The 18,212-nt window shown below is 27.9% G+C and carries 16 protein-coding genes; 3 read left to right on the forward strand and 13 right to left on the reverse strand.

What is annotated here, in order from left to right; all coding sequences use genetic code 11:
• Positions 1-167: 167 nt before the first annotated feature.
• Together GFJ41_RS04965 and GFJ41_RS04970 are read right to left on the reverse strand one after the other, a co-directional pair.
• Positions 168-1,109 (reverse strand): ferredoxin-like domain-containing protein, encoded by a 942-nt coding sequence (locus GFJ41_RS04965; protein ID WP_142730745.1) that lies wholly within the window; start codon positions 1,107-1,109, stop codon positions 168-170.
• 1 nt (position 1,110) lies between these two features.
• A complete protein-coding gene (locus GFJ41_RS04970) occupies positions 1,111-2,751 on the reverse strand; it encodes an FAD-dependent oxidoreductase (RefSeq protein ID WP_170074745.1) in 1,641 nt (546 codons plus the stop codon).
• Between the two features lie 158 nt (positions 2,752-2,909).
• Here GFJ41_RS04970 and GFJ41_RS04975 point away from each other — a divergent pair, with 158 nt between their 5' ends.
• On the forward strand, positions 2,910-3,788 hold the full coding sequence (locus GFJ41_RS04975) for a LysR family transcriptional regulator (RefSeq protein WP_170074746.1): 879 nt from the start codon (positions 2,910-2,912) through the stop codon (positions 3,786-3,788).
• A 151-nt stretch (positions 3,789-3,939) separates the two neighbouring features.
• Here GFJ41_RS04975 and GFJ41_RS04980 read toward each other — a convergent pair whose 3' ends face one another.
• The 8 genes from GFJ41_RS04980 to GFJ41_RS05015 form a co-directional block, all read right to left on the reverse strand.
• On the reverse strand, positions 3,940-5,067 hold the full coding sequence (locus tag GFJ41_RS04980) for an XRE family transcriptional regulator (protein WP_170074747.1): 1,128 nt from the start codon (positions 5,065-5,067) through the stop codon (positions 3,940-3,942).
• A gap of 21 nt (positions 5,068-5,088) precedes the next feature.
• Positions 5,089-8,253: a DEAD/DEAH box helicase gene (locus GFJ41_RS04985; RefSeq protein WP_170074748.1), complete on the reverse strand. Its 3,165-nt coding sequence runs from the start codon at positions 8,251-8,253 to the stop codon at positions 5,089-5,091.
• Positions 8,254-8,351: 98 nt separating this feature from the next.
• Entirely contained in the window at positions 8,352-8,999 is a 648-nt protein-coding gene (locus GFJ41_RS04990) for a hypothetical protein (RefSeq protein ID WP_170074749.1), read from the reverse strand.
• 175 nt (positions 9,000-9,174) lie between these two features.
• Positions 9,175-9,468 (reverse strand): hypothetical protein, encoded by a 294-nt coding sequence (locus tag GFJ41_RS04995; RefSeq protein WP_170074750.1) that lies wholly within the window; start codon positions 9,466-9,468, stop codon positions 9,175-9,177.
• 88 nt (positions 9,469-9,556) lie between these two features.
• The gene (locus tag GFJ41_RS05000; protein WP_021430791.1) at positions 9,557-9,733 is read right to left on the reverse strand and encodes a hypothetical protein; all 177 of its coding nucleotides are present in this window, start codon (positions 9,731-9,733) and stop codon (positions 9,557-9,559) included.
• Between the two features lie 77 nt (positions 9,734-9,810).
• Positions 9,811-10,608, reverse strand: a complete 798-nt coding sequence (locus tag GFJ41_RS05005) for a hypothetical protein (RefSeq protein WP_170074751.1) — start codon at positions 10,606-10,608, stop codon at positions 9,811-9,813.
• The gene (locus GFJ41_RS05010) at positions 10,602-11,303 is read right to left on the reverse strand and encodes an ABC transporter ATP-binding protein (RefSeq protein ID WP_170074752.1); all 702 of its coding nucleotides are present in this window, start codon (positions 11,301-11,303) and stop codon (positions 10,602-10,604) included. The genes GFJ41_RS05005 and GFJ41_RS05010 overlap by 7 nt, the downstream gene beginning before the upstream one ends.
• Position 11,304: 1 nt before the next feature.
• Positions 11,305-11,670 (reverse strand): GntR family transcriptional regulator, encoded by a 366-nt coding sequence (locus GFJ41_RS05015; RefSeq protein ID WP_035116661.1) that lies wholly within the window; start codon positions 11,668-11,670, stop codon positions 11,305-11,307.
• A gap of 189 nt (positions 11,671-11,859) precedes the next feature.
• Between GFJ41_RS05015 and GFJ41_RS05020 the strand changes: the two genes are divergently transcribed.
• Positions 11,860-12,345: an FUSC family protein gene (locus tag GFJ41_RS05020; RefSeq protein WP_051170660.1), complete on the forward strand. Its 486-nt coding sequence runs from the start codon at positions 11,860-11,862 to the stop codon at positions 12,343-12,345.
• A gap of 26 nt (positions 12,346-12,371) precedes the next feature.
• Here GFJ41_RS05020 and GFJ41_RS05025 read toward each other — a convergent pair whose 3' ends face one another.
• Positions 12,372-13,181, reverse strand: coding sequence for an HAD family hydrolase (locus GFJ41_RS05025; protein ID WP_025162652.1), 810 nt, complete (start codon positions 13,179-13,181; stop codon positions 12,372-12,374).
• A gap of 190 nt (positions 13,182-13,371) precedes the next feature.
• On the opposite strand from GFJ41_RS05025, the gene GFJ41_RS05030 reads away from it, so the two are divergent.
• Complete coding sequence (locus tag GFJ41_RS05030; protein WP_035116662.1) at positions 13,372-13,980, forward strand: class I SAM-dependent methyltransferase; 609 nt, start codon at positions 13,372-13,374, stop codon at positions 13,978-13,980.
• Positions 13,981-14,016: 36 nt separating this feature from the next.
• On the opposite strand, the gene GFJ41_RS05035 is transcribed toward GFJ41_RS05030, so the two are convergent.
• Together GFJ41_RS05035 and GFJ41_RS05040 are read right to left on the reverse strand one after the other, a co-directional pair.
• Positions 14,017-15,708, reverse strand: coding sequence for an immunoglobulin-like domain-containing protein (locus GFJ41_RS05035; protein ID WP_226890219.1), 1,692 nt, complete (start codon positions 15,706-15,708; stop codon positions 14,017-14,019).
• A 25-nt stretch (positions 15,709-15,733) separates the two neighbouring features.
• Positions 15,734-18,142 (reverse strand): glycosyl hydrolase family 18 protein, encoded by a 2,409-nt coding sequence (locus tag GFJ41_RS05040; protein WP_081949252.1) that lies wholly within the window; start codon positions 18,140-18,142, stop codon positions 15,734-15,736.
• Positions 18,143-18,212 lie beyond the last annotated feature (70 nt).

Genomic DNA, 18,212 nt, shown 5'->3' on the forward strand with positions numbered 1-18,212 from the left:
AAATAAACCTTTATTATTGTTATATATTTTTTAGTATACAATATACATAAAAATATACAGTATAAAAGGAAATATGTCTATAAAATATATATCAATAAATAAACTTATAACAAAAAATAATAAAAAAAGCTTACAAACATTAAGTTTGCAAGCTTTTTTATTACTTTTTAGCAAGTAGCTCCTCCAACTATATGAAGTTCTGCTTCTAATATCTCTTCTTTTCTATCTAATATCTCATCTGATAAAACTTGCGCCTCCATATTCTCAACGCCAATTCTATCAATCATATTTCCGAAACGTTCTCCTGTTTTTCCTTGTTCTCTGTATATAAGTATTGATTTTTCTAGTATAGCCATCATTTCATTTTCAGTATAAACTCCAGTTATCGGAGTACCAGGTCTTGAAGTTTTACCCCATTTACCACCTAGGTATATTTTTAATCCTTTTTTACCTTCTTCTATTGCATCGAAATGACATTTACCTATACATAATCCACAGTTATTACATTTGTCTCTATCTATAAATGCTTTACCATCTACTATAGATATAGCTCCTACCTTACAAGTTTCTTTAGGCATACACTTTTTACATCCTGAACACATATCTTCATCAAACTCTGGTACAAATTGTCCCACTACCCCAAAATCATTTAAACTTGGTTTTACACAATTGTTTGGACAGCCTCCAACTCCAATTTTAAACTTATGTGGCAATTTAACATCATACCATTTTTCATAAAATTCTTTATGAAGAGTTGTACCTATCCCTTGAGTATCACAAAGTCCAAATGTACATACACTTCCTTTACATGGAACTATAGGTCTAACTCTTGAACCAGTTCCTCCAGATACTAAATTATCTTTTTTCAAATATTCCTTAGTAGCTTCTATATTCTCATATTTTATACCAGGTATTTCTAATGTTAGTCTTGAAGTTAATGAAATATCTCCATTTCCATACTTCTTAGCTATTTCAGCTACATTTATTAATTGTTCTGCTGTTATAGCTCCATTTTCAGTTATAACTCTACATGAAAAATGCTGACCATCATTGTTTGATAAAAAACCTTCGCCCTTAACTTTTTTTCTCATTTCCTCTGTTAATTTCATATTAATTTACCCCCACTTCAACATTTAATTCCTTATTTAAAGCTAATCCACCTTCTAATATCTGTACATCTTTGTATCCAAAGTATTTCATTCTGTTGTACGCTAAATAGGCTCTTTTTCCCCTAGCACATACTAAAAGTATTTTATCATCTAATTCAAATCCATCTATCTTACCATTAAGTTGTGTTAAATCTATATATGTAACTCCTTCTAATTGAGGTGTTTTATTTACATCTGCTAGCTTATAATTTTCTTGATTATTCAAAAACTCTTCATATCTAAGAGTTTTTACATCTCCATCTATTTTATTTAAAAGTACATTAGCTGCATGTCCTACTGGATGAATAGCAGTTGAAAATGGAGGTGCATATGCTAAATCTAAATTTTGTAAATCATTTATAGTTGCATTAAATGTTATAGCCGTTGAAATTACATCTATATGCTTATCTACATTTCCTTCCCCAAAAACTTGTGCTCCTAATACCTTTTTATTATCTTTATCTGATATAAGTTTTATAATTATCATTTTAGAATCTGGATAATAGTGTGCCTTATCATCTATTGGAACTAAAACACTTTCAACGTTATACCCTAAATTTAACGCCTCTTTTTCTGTTAGCCCCGTTCTTGCTGCATTTAAATTTAGTAACTTTACTATACCCGTTCCTAAAACACCATTAAATTCTGTTTTTTTGCCAGCTAAAGTTTTAGCTAAACATCTTCCTTCTTTGTTTGCAGATGACCCCATAGGAGACCATGCAGGCTTTCCACTTAATATATTCTTTACTGTTACACAATCCCCAACTGCATATATATTTTCATCATTTGTTTGCATGTATTCGTTAACTTTTATAGTTTTATTGGCCTCCAGCTCTAATCCACAAGTTTCAGCTATATTGCTGTTAGCTCTTATACCTACAGACATTACAATCATATCTGCTTTCATAGCTCTTTTATCTGTTCTTACTTTACTTACCTTTTCATCTCCTTCTATAGAAATTAATCTTTCCCCTGTTAAAACCATTATTCCATTTTCTATAAGTTCATTTTCAACATATGAACTTACCTCATCATCAAACCCTGGCATTATGTGATCCATCGCTTCAACTAATGTTGTTTTAACACCCATTTCATGCAGATTTTCAGCTACTTCAAGTCCTATAAATCCGCCTCCTACAACTACTGCTCTTTTTACATTATTTGTTTCTACTACCGCTCTAACAGCAATTGCATCATCTGGTGTTCTCATATAATAAACACCTTCTAAGTCTATTCCTTCAATCGGAGGCTTAATAGGATCCGCTCCTGTTGCTATAACTAACTTGTCATAATTAAAGATTATTTCTTCTTTATTTTGAATATCAAAAGCTTTTACAATCTTTTTATCTCTATCTATCTCCAATGCCTCTACACTAGTTTTAACTTCTACTTGAGTTAACTCCGAAAAACTTTTAGGCGTATTTACAATTAAATCTGATTTATCTTCTATAACTCCACCAACATAATATGGAAGTCCGCAACCTGCATAAGATATATTTTCCCCTTTTGTAATTAAAGTTACATTAAAATCTCTATTTTCTCTCTTTAGTTTAGCTGCAGTTTTTGTTCCTGCTGCTACCCCCCCAATAACTAACACATTCATGTATATCCCTCCAAGTTTATATTAATTATTATTTTAACAAGTTATTCTTACTTAAAGTGTAGCAACCAAGTATTATAATGTAAAATTATAAAAAATTATTGATTTATAAATTTAACTTATAGTACACTTTTTATATAAACTGTGTATTGGGGGATACCATGATAGATTTTAGATTAAAAACATTTATAGATTTATGCGAGACTAAAAGTTATACAAAAACTGCAAAAAGACTTTGTATTACTCAACCTGCTGTCAGCCAGCATATAAAGTATATAGAATCACAATACAATATTAAATTATTTAACTATATAGGCAAAACATTAATACTAACTAAAGTTGGACAAGAATTCTTAGATTCTATTTTAAAACTAAGAACTATGTCTTTATCTATTCAAAACAACTTAAAAAAATCTAATTATTCAGCTAAACCTTTATCATTTGGAGCAACTAGAAGTATTGGAGAATTTGTAATGCCAAATGTTATAAAAAGTTATTTATCTCAAAATTCTTATTCAAATTTATCAATGATTGTAGATAATACGAAAAATCTTTTAGATATGTTAAAAAGAGGTTTATTAGAGTTTTGTTTCATTGAGGGACATTTTAACAAAGCTGATTATGAAACCTACTTAATGAGCTACGAAGATTTTGTTTTTGTATCCTCTCCTAAAAACCCTATCTGTAATAAATCTAATCTTAAAGTTGAAGATTTATTTTCAGAAAATCTAATAATAAGAGAACAGGGTTCTGGAAGTAGAGATATTTTTGAAATGTGGCTATTTGAAAGAAACTATACAACTAAAAATTTTTCAAAATTATTACAAATCGGAAATATAAACATAATAAAAGAATTAGTTAAAGATAACTACGGAATATCTATAATTTACAAAGTTGCCGTACTTGAAGAAATAAAAAATAAAGAATTAGTTGTTTTAGATGTGGATTCAATGAATTTGTCTCATGAGTTTAATTTTATATTTTTAAAAGAGTCTATATATGCTGAGGAGTACATAGAATTTTACAATAAGATTAATTAATATAAAAGATTTAGTTACAAAAGGAATAAAACCTATGATTTTAGATGGAGTAACATGGCTATCAGTTGCTATAATTTCTATGGTTTATATACTTATAGTATTTTAAGTAAATTTTAAAGGGCTATATTAAAAAATTAATATAGCCCTTTTTTTATTTTCTAAAGTTAACTTTTTTTACATTATCTTTATTGCTCTTATTTATACTCTTAGATAAAGTCCCTTCTTTTAATCCAAGTAACTCTTCTACATCTTTTGGATATATACTAAGACCATAATTTATTAGGTTATTCATAAATAGACCTTCATTCATAATCTTCCCTTCAATTAGCATATCAAATGATTTTTTTAAAAGAATTGGATGCGAAGACTTTATATTACTATCTAATGGCTCTTTCTTACTCCATCCATTTTTATCCATTTCGTTCATTAAGTACATATACTTTTTATAACTTATTTTTCCTAATTGATAACCTCTAAGAATCATAGCCCATATAGGAACTATCCATTTACTTTTTAATTCTATAAAATCTTCTAACTCTTGAGTTCCTTCTAAATCATTTAAAAATGAGTCTTTAGGCATTAAAAATGCACAAGCAAACTCATCTTTCGAGAATTTCTTAGATTGTATATTTGCTTCATTAGATACTATATAAGCTAGTTCATATGCTAAATCATAATTTCTTATAGAAGCTGATTTTTTATCATTTCCTAGAGTTATAAAATATCTGCTTTCTTTATCTATACTTTGTTTCTGGCTAAATGCAAGAGCACCTTTTTTATCTATGTTAGTGGCAGATATAAAAATTCCATTTATCTCAAGCAAGTTAACCATATTACCTATAGGTCCATTGTCCAAGTTGAAATATCCTCTTGTTTTTTCAGCTAGTACTTCTATGTCATCGTTTCTATTTAAATTATTTGGTAAATTCATTTCTGGGAACTTTATATATCCTTGTATAAAATTAAGCACCCTGTGAGTCATAACTAGTTTTTCTTTTAATGCTATATCTTCTACTCTAGGTAAAGTTGACTCAGTTCTAATATGTGTATTTTCAACTACTACGTTAACTTTATCTTTTTCACTAAAGTAATCCTTTGGAAAACTTAAAGCATTAGCTAATTTCATTTCATTTTCTAGTGTTGGCTTATACTTGTCAGCTTCAAAAGCTAATATATCCTTTTTATTGATTTTAGTTTCGCTAGCCACCATATCTACTGTTTTAGCTCTATACGTCCTAGCATTTTTTAATTTTTTTCCATTAAATATATTTTTACTCATGTCATTTTTACCTTTCTTAAATTATGTCAATAAATCTAAAATTTCATCATTTGATAAATTTTTAAAAGTGTTTGAATCAGATAATTCATTTCCTATTATATCATCTATCATTTTAAGTTTATCATCTTGAAGTTTTATAATTTTTTCTTCTATAGTTCCTTTAGCTATCAACTTTATAACTTCAACAACCTGTTTTTGCCCTAACCTGTGAGCTCTATCACTAGCTTGATTTTCAACAGATACATTCCACCATGGATCAAAGTGAATTACTTTATTTGCAGAAGTTAGGTTTAATCCAGTTCCTCCTGCTTTTAGTGAAATTAAAAATACTTTTTTAATATTATTTTCATTAAAGTCATTCACAAGTTCAATTCTATCTTTAGCTTTAGTTTGTCCATCTAAATAATTATATTCTATATTTTCTTTATCTAATATATATGCTAAATTTTTAAGCACACTTGTAAATTGAGAGAACACCAAAATTTTATCATTATTTGATATACTATCTTTTACTATTTCTACACATGCGTTTATTTTTGAACTTTTTCCTTTATAATCACTAACTATCAAACTTGGGTCCAAACATAGTTGTCTTAACTTCGTCAAATATGCTAAAACAGTTATTTTATCATTACTTTCATATTTATCTTGTAACTTTCTTTGAATTTCATCAACATATGTTTTGTATATTTTACGTTGTTCTTTTCCTAATTCAACTAAAAATTTTGTTTCTATTTTGTCTGGCAATTCTGTAATTACCTGTTTTTTAGTCCTTCTTAAAATAAACGGTTTTATAAGTTTCTTTAATCTAATTAAATTACTTTCATCTTTTATAAAAATAGAACTAAATTTATTTAAATTATATAAATAACCAGGCATTATAAAATCAAATATAGACCACAGTTCTGCTAAGTTATTTTCAACAGGTGTTCCTGTAAGGGCAAACTTACATTTAGCTTTTATATTTTTAACAGCATCGGTTGTTATAGATGTTGGGTTTTTAATATTTTGTGCTTCATCTATAATCAAGCAGTCAAAATTAATATCTTCATACTTATCATTATCATTTCTTAAGGAACCGTATGTAGTTAATAAAACATCAAAACTTTCAATATTATTTATTGTACTTTCTCTTTCTTTTTTATTTCCATGAACTATGCCTATTCTTAAGCTTGGAGCAAATTTTTCAAACTCACTTTTCCAGTTATGTATAAGAGATGTTGGAGTAATCACCATGCTTTTAGCTTCTTTTTGAGACAATAAAAAAGTTATTGTTTGTATTGTTTTTCCAAGCCCCATTTCATCAGCTAAAACGCCTCCAAATCCGCAAGATTTTAAGCTTTTAAACCACTTGAAACCTTCAACTTGATAGTCTCTTAAATCAGCATTTAAACTTTTCGGCACTTCATAATTTTCATCTTTTATATTATTAAATTTATCTACTGTATTTTTTGTATTTTCAATACCTTCTATATAGGGTATTTTCTTTTCTATTAAAAGATTATTTATATACATTGCTTTACTTTTGTGTACATTCATCTCTTTAATGCTATTAGTAAATCCTAAGCTTTCCATAAGCTTAAATAACTCTTTTGTTTGATCATCTTCTAAATTTATAAAATTTCCATTTTTAAGTTTATAAAATCTTTTATTTGCCTTAAAAGATTTTATAATTTCCTTATATTCTCTTTCATCTACATCTTCTATTTTAAACTTAAATTCAAGATAGTGGTTTATCTCCTCTCCTAAACCTACTTTTATATTGGAGGAGTTATAGACCTTCTTTTCTTTAAATTTATCTGAATAGTATACTTGTCCAATATTTTTTAACCTATTAATTTCTGTAGTTAAAAAATCATATAGATGAGAGTCTGTGCCTCTAAACACATATTTATCTTTTTCTCTTTCAAAATAATTTGTGTAGAGCCTATATACAGCTTCTTCTTCTTTCTCAATATCTCTTATAACAAATTTGCCATCTTTTTCACCTTCATAGTGCATTTTTACATCACAGATAATTCTTGAATCGTCTAAGTCGAAGTAATAATTTACTGTTAAGTCTTTAGTTATATTGTTTATAATACTTTCATCCATATTCAAATTATTAGATATTTCTTTTAACTTAGGGATTAAATTAGTTAAACATTCGCTAATTTCATCGTCCTCAAACTCTATGGATTTATTCTCATTTAATAATTCATATAATTTTTTATAGTATATTCCATTAGCCCCTGAAATTAAATATATATTGCCTTCATAAAAGACTACATCTCCTTTTTTTGATAGAGGAACAGGTAAATTATCATTATTAAGTATAACTATTTTATCTTCTACCTTTTTAATTTCTACATCAATTGGCACATATCCATTTATTATCTGAGGATTATATGTTTTTCTATTATAGTTAAACGTAAATTCTTTATATTTAAGCTTTTCCATTAACCTTTTTAGTAAACTAGGATTTAATATCATATATCTATTTTTTCTTGAGTTTATATTATCTACTAAACTTAGTCCATAGTCTTCTATAAACTGTGCTAATTCTTCATCATCTTCAAAGTAACTACTCTTGGGATCATATATAAAATCTTTTCCATACATTATTGGATTTCCATCTACTCTTGAAGTCGCAAATTGTTTAAAATCTTTTAGAGTGTACATTTTGTCATTACCTATCTTAAATTCAACCTCTAAAGTTTGATTTAAATAACTAGTTATATCTACTTCCAAATTTACTTTCTCTTTTGGAATTACTTTAAAATAGTTCAGTAAATCTTTATTTATAAATCTTGTATTTACTTTCGGTCTAGTTTGTTCTTTTATATCCATAGTCTTTAATTTTAAATTGTTTACTATATTAGATTTCAAATTGTCAATTTCCTTTAGTGTTATACATGCTATATGCTTACATATAAAGTGATTGTTAAGAGTTGTATTTTGATTAAAATCCTCGCATGTGCATCCGCTGCTTATAATTTTTTTATCATTTAAGTCTATTATTAAAAAGCTATTATAAATTTCTCTTTGGTATTTTGATGCTACTGTACCGTATAAACTTATTTTATCTTCCTCTTTCGAAAAAAAGCTTTCTTCTATATATCCTTGTTTATAATAGTCTCTAGATCTATCTAGTCTATATCTGTCTATATTTTGTAGTAAAACTTCATTTACTATTTTAAAATCCATTTACTCACCTAATTTCTTTTAAGTCATAACCTTTATTATATATTTTTTAGTAAAAATAATAAAGACTGTAGTTTATTTTTTTAACTACAGTCTTTATATTAATTGTTTTTATATTCAAAACATTCTATTATGATATTTCTAATAATACCACCTATGATAAATATAATCCACGAAATTTCCCAGTTATTATAAGTAAAACTTACTATAAGGTAAATTAATAAAATTAATGAATTTAATATTGACTTTATTCTTCTTTCTAAAATTCTATCTTTATCACTTAACTTTTTCCAATTTATAAATTCAGCATATAATTCATCATCTATCATTGAAGTTGTAGGCTTATTATATCCATTATATATCAAAATTGAAGTTGCTATAGCTACCATTGCAAGAAGTAAAATTACCCCTATCCTGTCTTGTGGAAATCCTCTATCTCCTAAAAGTATTACCGGTGTTGGACATAGTATATATAACATTATTCCTATTGAATATCGTTTTGAGCATTTTTTTCTATATTCTTCACTTTCTTTTAAATCTTTTTCATTTTCTTTAATAATATTATTTATATTAACTTCATTTTCTATAGCTTTTAAATAAGCTTCTTCTTCATTTAATCCTGAGTCTAGTAAATCATTGTATTTTGAACTTATACTCGATATTAATTCTGATTTAATCTCATAAGTTTTTCTTGTTTTTGGTACTTCTTCAAACAAATTATCTACGTATTTTTTTATTTTTGAGTCCATCTATAATCCCCCCTAGATTATTTTACTCATATAAATTTTCTTAATATATCTCCTGTAAATTATATATTTATAACATTTTATGTATTTGAAATTATATGTTTACTAATTTTTTAATAGTCTTAAATTAGGCAAAAAAATACACACTTGATAATCAAATGTGTATTTTTTCATTATATTAATTTAATTCATTATTTTGCATTTGTTTTTTTGCATAATCATTTTTGTCAGCCATTCCCTTAGCACCCACACTTGATGAGAATTGAGAGTTTGGTTCAACACTATCTTGCATATTCATTTCAGATACACTTTGTAAATTAGGTTGAGCATTATTTTGCATATTTGGTTGAACATTGTTTTGCATGTTTAGATTTCCACTATTTTGCATGTTCATCTCAGATACGCTTTGCATATTAGGTTGAGCATTATTTTGCATAGAATTTAATGATTGATTTTTCATAGAATTTTTCATTTTAAATAGTCCCTTTCTTGTTACCTATTTTGTTCCTTATTATGATGTACTATTTTATTTTTTTAATTCGACAAAATTCAACTTTACATTAATTACTTATTTGCTTAGTTAATGCTCCTTGTCTTTTTGAAGCCATTTTTTTATCAACAGTTTGACTTTCCTCTAATTGAGATTCAAACTCTGAGTTTCGTTGTGAATGATTCACCATAGATTGAAAATTTTGAGCTTCATTTTTGTATTCATCATATTTTTTAGACTTTTTCATATAATCACCCTTTCTTAATTTACTTAAGATTAGGTTATGATTTTTTAAAATTTTTAAACGATATAAAATTTACCTTATTAGTCTAAATTAAGTTTTTTACTTAAAGTATAGTTAAGACTTATAAATAAAATAATAACTATAAATATATTTTCTAAAATTCCTATTGTAGTCACTTTTGTAAAAGCTTGAATGAACTCTAGATTTGAAATATTCATTTGTGGTGTAAAATTATTCACAAAATCATAAATAACGCTTATAATTTTTCCTATTACAAAGAATGATATTATACTAACTACAGTTTTATGTTTAGTGAAAATAGGTAATTGAGCTATTGCTATCGAATTGTAAATAACAAATACAACTATAGAAATTGCACTTAAAGTTAATCCTACTACACTAGCAATTATTATAATATCTTGATTATTTCTAACTAATTGTTTGCCTGAAATCATTATGCTATTTATAGAAAACATTGTTCCATCTCCAAATAATCCTCCGATATCAGTAAATAGTGCATTAGAGTATATAATTATTGCCATTGAACTAACTATCATAGTTAATAAAACCCATATTAAAGCAGATATATATTTTGATAATATAAGACTGCTACTTTTTACAGGAAGAGTAAACATCAAATAACCTTCGTCTCCCAGTAAGTTCTTTTTAAATCGTTTAACTATAATTACTATAGTTAGGGTTGTTATTGCTATAAATAGCCCCCCTATAACCATATTTATTATTCCTTGTGCCTCCACAAAAACATTTTTTCTTATAAATATAGAGTTTAAAGTTGTTATTACTAGTATTGCAAAGTACATAGGTACAAAAAATTTAGCAGTTGATTTTAATTCATATTTTAATAACTTTCCTAACATTTAAATTCCTCCCTAAATAAAGTATCTATAGACATTCCTTTTTCTTCTCTAATTTCATCTACATTTCCTTTTAGTAAAATTTCTCCTTTAGAAATTATAATAACTTCATCACAAATATTTTCAATCTCATTTATAAGGTGTGTTGCAATTAAAAGAGTTGAATCTTCATTAAAATTCTTAAGTATAGTTTTTATTATATAAGCTCTAGATGCTGGATCAACTCCTCCTATAGGCTCATCAAGTATATATAATTTTGCATTTCTTGACATTACTAATATTAATCCTACTTTTTCTTTAGTCCCTTTAGACATAGATTTTATTTTTTCATTTTCTTCTAAATTTAAATTTTTAATCATTTCTTTTGCTTTATTTATATCAAAGTCTTTATAAAAATCACTAAATAATTTTAAAAGTTCTTTTACATTCATATCTTCATTTAAATAGTTTCTATCAGGCAAATAAGATACAATTTCTTTAGTTTTTACAGATGGTTTCAATCCATTTATAAAAACATTTCCTTTATCACATTGCGTTAACCCATTTAGCAACTTTATCATAGTAGTTTTTCCGCTTCCATTTGGACCTAATAAACCTACTATTTTACCTTTAGGTATGTTTAAATTAAACTCTTCTAATACTTGTTTCTTACCATACTTCTTATATACATCATTAAACTCAGCTATATTTTGACTCATATTAATCCTCCATTATATTATTTTTTACAATCTCTATAATTTCATTTTTTTTGTATCCTAATTGTATTAACTTTTCTTTTAGTGAATTTATTTCTCTGTCTGCTATTTCTTTTCTCATAAATTTAATTTTTTCTTCATCATTTGTCACAAATCTACCACTTGTTCTTTGACTATGCAGTAACCCTTCCCTTTCTAATTCAGCTAGAGCCCTTTGCATAGTGTTTGGATTTACTTCTGCTTCTGATGCCATATCTCTTACAGAACTTAGTTTAGAACCTATTTCAAATTCACCAGATATAATTTTCAACTTTAATATATCAATTAGCTGCAAATATATAGGTTTGTTATTATCAAATTCCCAAGTCAAATTGTATCACTTCCTTATTGTATTAATCACTTAATACAATAATATATGTTTTTACTTTAATATGCAACCTTTTTAATATATTTATATAAAAATATATTGAAGATAACCTGTCTTATAATATTTTTTACTATTTATTCCATGTAAAATTTCGTTAAATATAATACATACTATATTAAAAGAGAGGTGAGAATGTTGCCAACTATAGGCTATAGAAATATAAAAACAGGAATAGCCGTATTTTTAAGCATAGTTATATATTCTCTGTTAGGTAGAACTGATTACTTCTATGTTTGTGTTGCAACTATATTATGTATGGGAAATACTATTGAAAGCTCTATAAATGCTGGCAAACATCGTATAATAGGTACTCTAATAGGTGGGTTATTTAGCGTGTTACTTATATGGTTAGTTAATTTCACTTCAATAAAATATACAAATCCGATTTTACTTGGTATTGGAATATCGACCGTTATACACCTATGTAATATGTTCAAAGCTCAAGAAGCTTGTAGTTTAGGTTGTGTAGTATTTTTAAGTATAATGATAAATTACACTAATGAAAATGCTATTTCTTATGTTTTTTTAAGAACTTTCGATACTTTAATGGGTGTATTTATTGCCTTTTTAATAAATACAACTATAAAACCTTATGATACAAAAAATAATGAGGGTTAAATAACCCTCATTATTTTTAATTTATATTATGCTAATTCCTTAGCTTGTAAAACTTCTTCTTTTATAGTCTTTGTTACACCACATTCTTCATTTGTGTATTTAGTTTCAAAGTTTGCAATCTCTTTTACATCATCATGACCATTTTTCATAGCATAACTATAATAAGCACTCTTCATCATTTCTAAGTCATTTAAATGATCACCAAAGACCATAGTTTCTTTATAATCTATATCAAACATGTCTTGCACTTTTTTAATTGCAAGTCCTTTATTTGTTCCAAAACTAGACATATCTAACCAATATTTACCTGAAGGAGTTAATGTTACCCCATCGATATTCGCACTTTTAAATATTGAATAACTATTAGTTTCAGCATCAGTTAAATCAAACATATTAACTTTAAATATTCCATCTTCTACATCTAATAATGAATCTACTTTTGTAACTGGCACATTCATAGGGAAAAGTATATTTAACTGTTTTAAAGCTTCTTCATCTTCTAAATATAGCCCTTTAGTCCCACATAACATAGGATATGCATTATCTACTTCACGCCCAAGTTCTACCAATTGCTTTATGGTATCCTTTTCCAAGAACTTTGAATATATACATTCATCTTTATAATATATTCCTGTTCCATTTTCACAAATAAATAATATTTCCTTTTTATAATCATCAAATTGATAAGATATATCTAAATAGTTTCTTCCTGTAGATATAGCAAACATTACATCTTTTTCTTTTAAAGCATTTATAGTGTCTTTAAAATCTTTTGGAATTTCATGATTACTATTTAGTAATGTCCCATCCATATCCGTTGCTATTAATTTAACCATCTAATCCCTCCTATTGTATAATAAACTTTATAAAAATCGCCGTTCACAATTTTTAATTTATATATTACTCTTATATTATACATAAAATCTACAAAAACTAAAAGTCATGTGCATAATATTGTAAATATTATGTATAATGTTATTTGTGTTTTGATTTTAAAATTTAACTAAATTTGAAAGAGGAAGTTTTATGGATGAAAAATTTTATGAAGATTTATTAAACATAAATACTATGGGTGAAAAACTTTGGGATTCTAGTGTTACCCACTACCACCCATATCAAGCTACGTCATATATCGCACTTGATATATTATTTAAAACATACACTATGGATAAAACGGATAATGTAGTTGATTTTGGATGCGGCAAAGGCAGACTTATATTCTATCTTAATAGTTTTTTCAAATGTAATGCTACAGGTATAGAAATGGATGAAACTTATTATCAGGATTGCCTAATCAATAAAGAAAATTACTTAGACAAGCATAAGCGACTTTCTAGTCAAATAGATTTTAATTGTATTTTAGGTCAAGATTACCAAATTAAGTCTGTAGAAAACAAATTCTATTTTTTCAATCCATTTTCAGTTACTATCTTTAGAAAAATAGTAAATAATATTTTAGACTCTTATGAAAAAAATCCAAGAGTTATAGATTTAATACTATATTATCCTTCAGAAGATTATATATATTTTCTAGAAAATAACACTGGATTTTTACTTTATGAAGAGGTCAAACTTCATGGATTGTATGAAAAGGACTGTTGTGAAAGATTTTTAATTTATAGGATGTACGCGTAAAAATAGCTGAAATTTATTCAGCTATTTTTTGTTTATTTATTTAATTAACTCCCAAGTATCATCGCTTCCTGGAGTTGTGTTTGTCCACCATTTAGCTTTATATGTGTGCCCATTATATCTTACAAGCTCTCCTCCTTGGCAAACTAATCCTTCATAATAATCTATGCTTCCATCTTCGTTTGGAGTCACTATTTTTTGCCATGCTTGAGATTTATCTGGATCTTCACCTTTTACCCACCATTTAGCTACATATTTCTCTCCTTTAAATACAACTGAATCTCTCTCTAGATATATTTTATTCGAATCATATGTATCTTGTGATGGATCTGGCTTTTCTTTAACTGTTATTGTTCTCTGTTTGTTAGTTGTTAAACCTTCACTATCTGCTACAGAATAACTTATTTTGTAATCTCCAGCTTTAGTTGTGTCAACTTTTCCTTCGACTTTTATCTTAGATGTTAAATCTCCATCTTCTCTATCTTCAGCACTTACCCCTTCTAATTCGTCAAACTTATCTCCTACATATATAGTTTTATTGTCTATTCCATGTAATGTAGGTGCTTGATTCTGTTGAGGATCTCCTGGTTCTGCACCCTCTCCAAAAGTTTTGTATATATCTGTGAACTGATATTGACTTGTCACCCCTTTGTTAGTTTCTAACATAGCATCCCTATTCATTGACCAGAAAGATGTCATTCCTAATCCTTTTTCTATAGAGTGGTCAACAACTAACTTAGCCCAATCAGTTCCAAATATAGGGTGAGCTTCTCCTTCAAATCCAATAGATGAAGTTGTCCCTACTTTTTTATACGCTTCACTATCTGTTAAAGATATATTTGCGTATTTTTTAAAGTACTGTTGTACTTGATTTTTAGTATTATCAATAGCTCTTATAGAGGCTGTTCCATAATTTTCACCTGGTAGTAAAGTTCCATTTCCATAACACATAGTCATTATATTTACAAGTTCTATATCTACTCCTTGAGATAGATATGCCTCTAAAACATCAAGTTGAACTGATGTTAATCCACTTGGTAAAACAGGTAATGTTAATACTACATCCACTCCTGTTTCATCTTGAACTTTCTTTATAGCTTTAGCATTTGTTATGTTTAAGGCTTTACTTTGAGCTGCTCCTCCTTCAATATCTAAATCTATTCTTGTTAATCCATAACCATCTACAATTTCTTTATATGTATTGTATAAGACATTTACATCTTGAGTTTGCTCCCAAAATGTAACCCCATTTAATCCTCCAAATGCTACCGTTACATCTCCTCCAATATCTCTTAATTCTTTAATAGATTGTTTCATACCTTGATATTGTGTATTGTCATTATTATCTTCATTTAAAACAGAGAATCCACCCCATCCCCATTTCACCTTATTATTTTCAATTTTACCCGTTGATTGTATAAATCCTAAATTGAAGAATTTTACTCCACTATCTTCAGTTATTCTTTTTAAGTTTACAGTCCCATTATTTGTGTATCCAGGTTTTGTTATCCATGCAACCATGTCAACATAAGGTGCATTAACTTGAGTTGGCCACTCAATACCTTGCCCTACTCCAAAATTAACACTCTTATTTGAATAACTTATATTCGTAGTCTTATTTTCTTGTGCATTAACCTTTATTCCATCATACATTGAAATTCCTGATGCCATAATCATAGATACCATTAATGTGAATACTATTTTTTTATTTAATTTTTTTAAGTGTTTCATATTCATTCTCCCCTTTAATAATTATTTATTTTATAAATTCCCAAGAAGCATCACTACCTGGAACTGTGTTTGTCCACCATTTAGCCTTGTATACGTGATTATTATATTTTACATACTCTCCACCATTACAAATCATACCTTCATAATAATCTATAGTTCCATCTTCATTTGGAGTTATTACCTTTTCCCATGCTTGAGATTTATCTGGATCTTCTCCTTTTATCCACCATTTAGCTATATACTTTTCTCCTTTAAATACAACTGAATCCCCTGCTAAGTATATTTTATTTGGATCATATGTATCTTGTGATGGCTCCTCACCTTTTTTTACTACTGTTATAACTCTCTCTTTTTCTGCTTTTGAACCTTTGTTGTCTTCAACTGAATAGACTAACTTATAACTACCCTCTTTATTCGTATCCACAGAACCAATAACATTTATTTTATTTGTTATATCTCCGTCTTCATTGTCCGTAGCTGTTACCCCTGCTAATTTATCAAATGAATCCCCTATGTTTATAGTCTTATTATCTACACCATGTATTACCGGAGCTTGATTTCCTGGAGGTTTCACTTCTGAATCCTCTAGTATTGATTGTCTATACATATCTATACCATTATCAGACATTCGCTGAACAAGATCTATTCCTGATATATTTGCATCTCCCTTTAATTTAAAAGTATATGTTTTTCCAGGTTCTATATTTTTACCTTCCCAAACAGACTGTAAATCTACTATTGTATACCCATTTTCATAAGTGACATTTCCAGCCATGTGATCGCCTGCTTTTAAAGCTTTATCACTTTTTATATATAATTTAGGAGCTTTTATAGTTTCAGAACCTTTTTCTACTGAGGCTAAAACATCCTGTGACTCTTGTAATACTTCATTATTTTTTATAGCTATCTCATATCCATTTTTATCTTCACCCCATTGTTCTTCATACGGGCTTATTGATGTTTTAACATCTAATTTTGAAAAAGTTATTTCATTTTGTGGTAATTTTCCACTTCCGAAAAGTCCCTCTTTAGATGCTTTTGTCAATTCATCTCTTTTACTAGAATCCGTTTTAGCATCTTGAGAGGCCATCCATCCTATCATACCTCCAAGGTTATTATCATTTACATATTTTGTTTTTTCTGTTATTGATTTTACATTATCATATGTAAAAAGCTTTCCAGCACTTTCATCATAAAGATACGGTGCTTTTGCTATATCATCCCAATATTCTTTTAGTCCTGGATACTTTGATTTTAATTTATCTAAACTTCTGTATGACCACACTCCGCCCATGCGTCCTCCATCTCCTGACGCTAATGGAGCTTCATTTATAGCTCCTCTTGATGGTGTCTGATCTGCATCTTTTGTAGTTATTGAAGCCCTGTTAAAAATTCCTGGCAAAGAATTGTTACTACCTTTTTCAACTTTATCCCAGCCCCTACTATAATAAGCTGCTCCTATTACAATTTTATCTTTTTCAGCTCCTTTATCTACTAGGTAATCAACAGTCTCATCTATTGATAAATTATTCCCCTTTATAGGGTCACTTTCGTTTGGATAAAGCGCTGTTTGATGACCGCTATATTCATCCCATGCTCCCCTCATGTCATAGGTCATTATATTTGCAAAATCTACAATGTTAAAAAGATTTTCTACATCTATGCCTAAATCGACTTTGCTCTTAGGTGCAGGTATTGCTACAGATAGTTCATAATCCTTACTTAGTTTACTACTTTGTTTATTAAGTTCTGTTCTGAATTCTTGTAAAAGTTTTATATAATTTTCTTTATCTGCTTTAGTTGCATTAGGTGTACCTTCATCGTTTTTGTTGTCTACCAAATCAGGTTGCCTAACATCACATGGATATTCCCAGTCAATATCTACAAAATCCATGTTTGTGTACTCAATAAATTTCAATACATTTTTAACTAAATTTGCTCTTTTATCTGGATTTGCTGCTACTTCAGAAAAATCACCTGATTTTGACCATCCTCCAAGAGACACTCCTATTTTTAAGTTTGGATTTTTTGCTTTTAATTCTTGAAATGCACTTAATACACCAGCATTAGCAGCTCCCCATTGAACACCATCTTGACCTACAGGTGCTCCAACAGCAGCATCTTTATCTGTAAATTTTAAGTTTCCATTTGAATCAAAATCTAAGAAAGCAAAATTCAAATGAGTTAATTTATCTGCTGGTATATCCTTTGGATAAAAGTTTTCCTGTCCTCCCCAAATTGACCAGTCTCCATAATACATAACATTTCTTTTTTGATTATGGTTAACTGTGTTTTTAGAATGATTCGCAGTTTGTTCTTGCGCACTTACAATTATGCTATCACTTGAATATAACCCTTGTGTTATAAGCATAGACATCATTATAGCTACTAGCACTTTACTTCTACGTTTCCTTAATCTTTTTAAATTTTTCATTCTTTCCCTCCAACTGGGCTATACTAGGTTAATCTTGATATAAAAACTAGACGCTTATAATCTCACACTC

This window comes from Paraclostridium dentum (assembly GCF_012922555.1).
In the GTDB taxonomy this organism is placed as follows: Bacteria; Bacillota; Clostridia; order Peptostreptococcales; family Peptostreptococcaceae; genus Paraclostridium; species Paraclostridium dentum.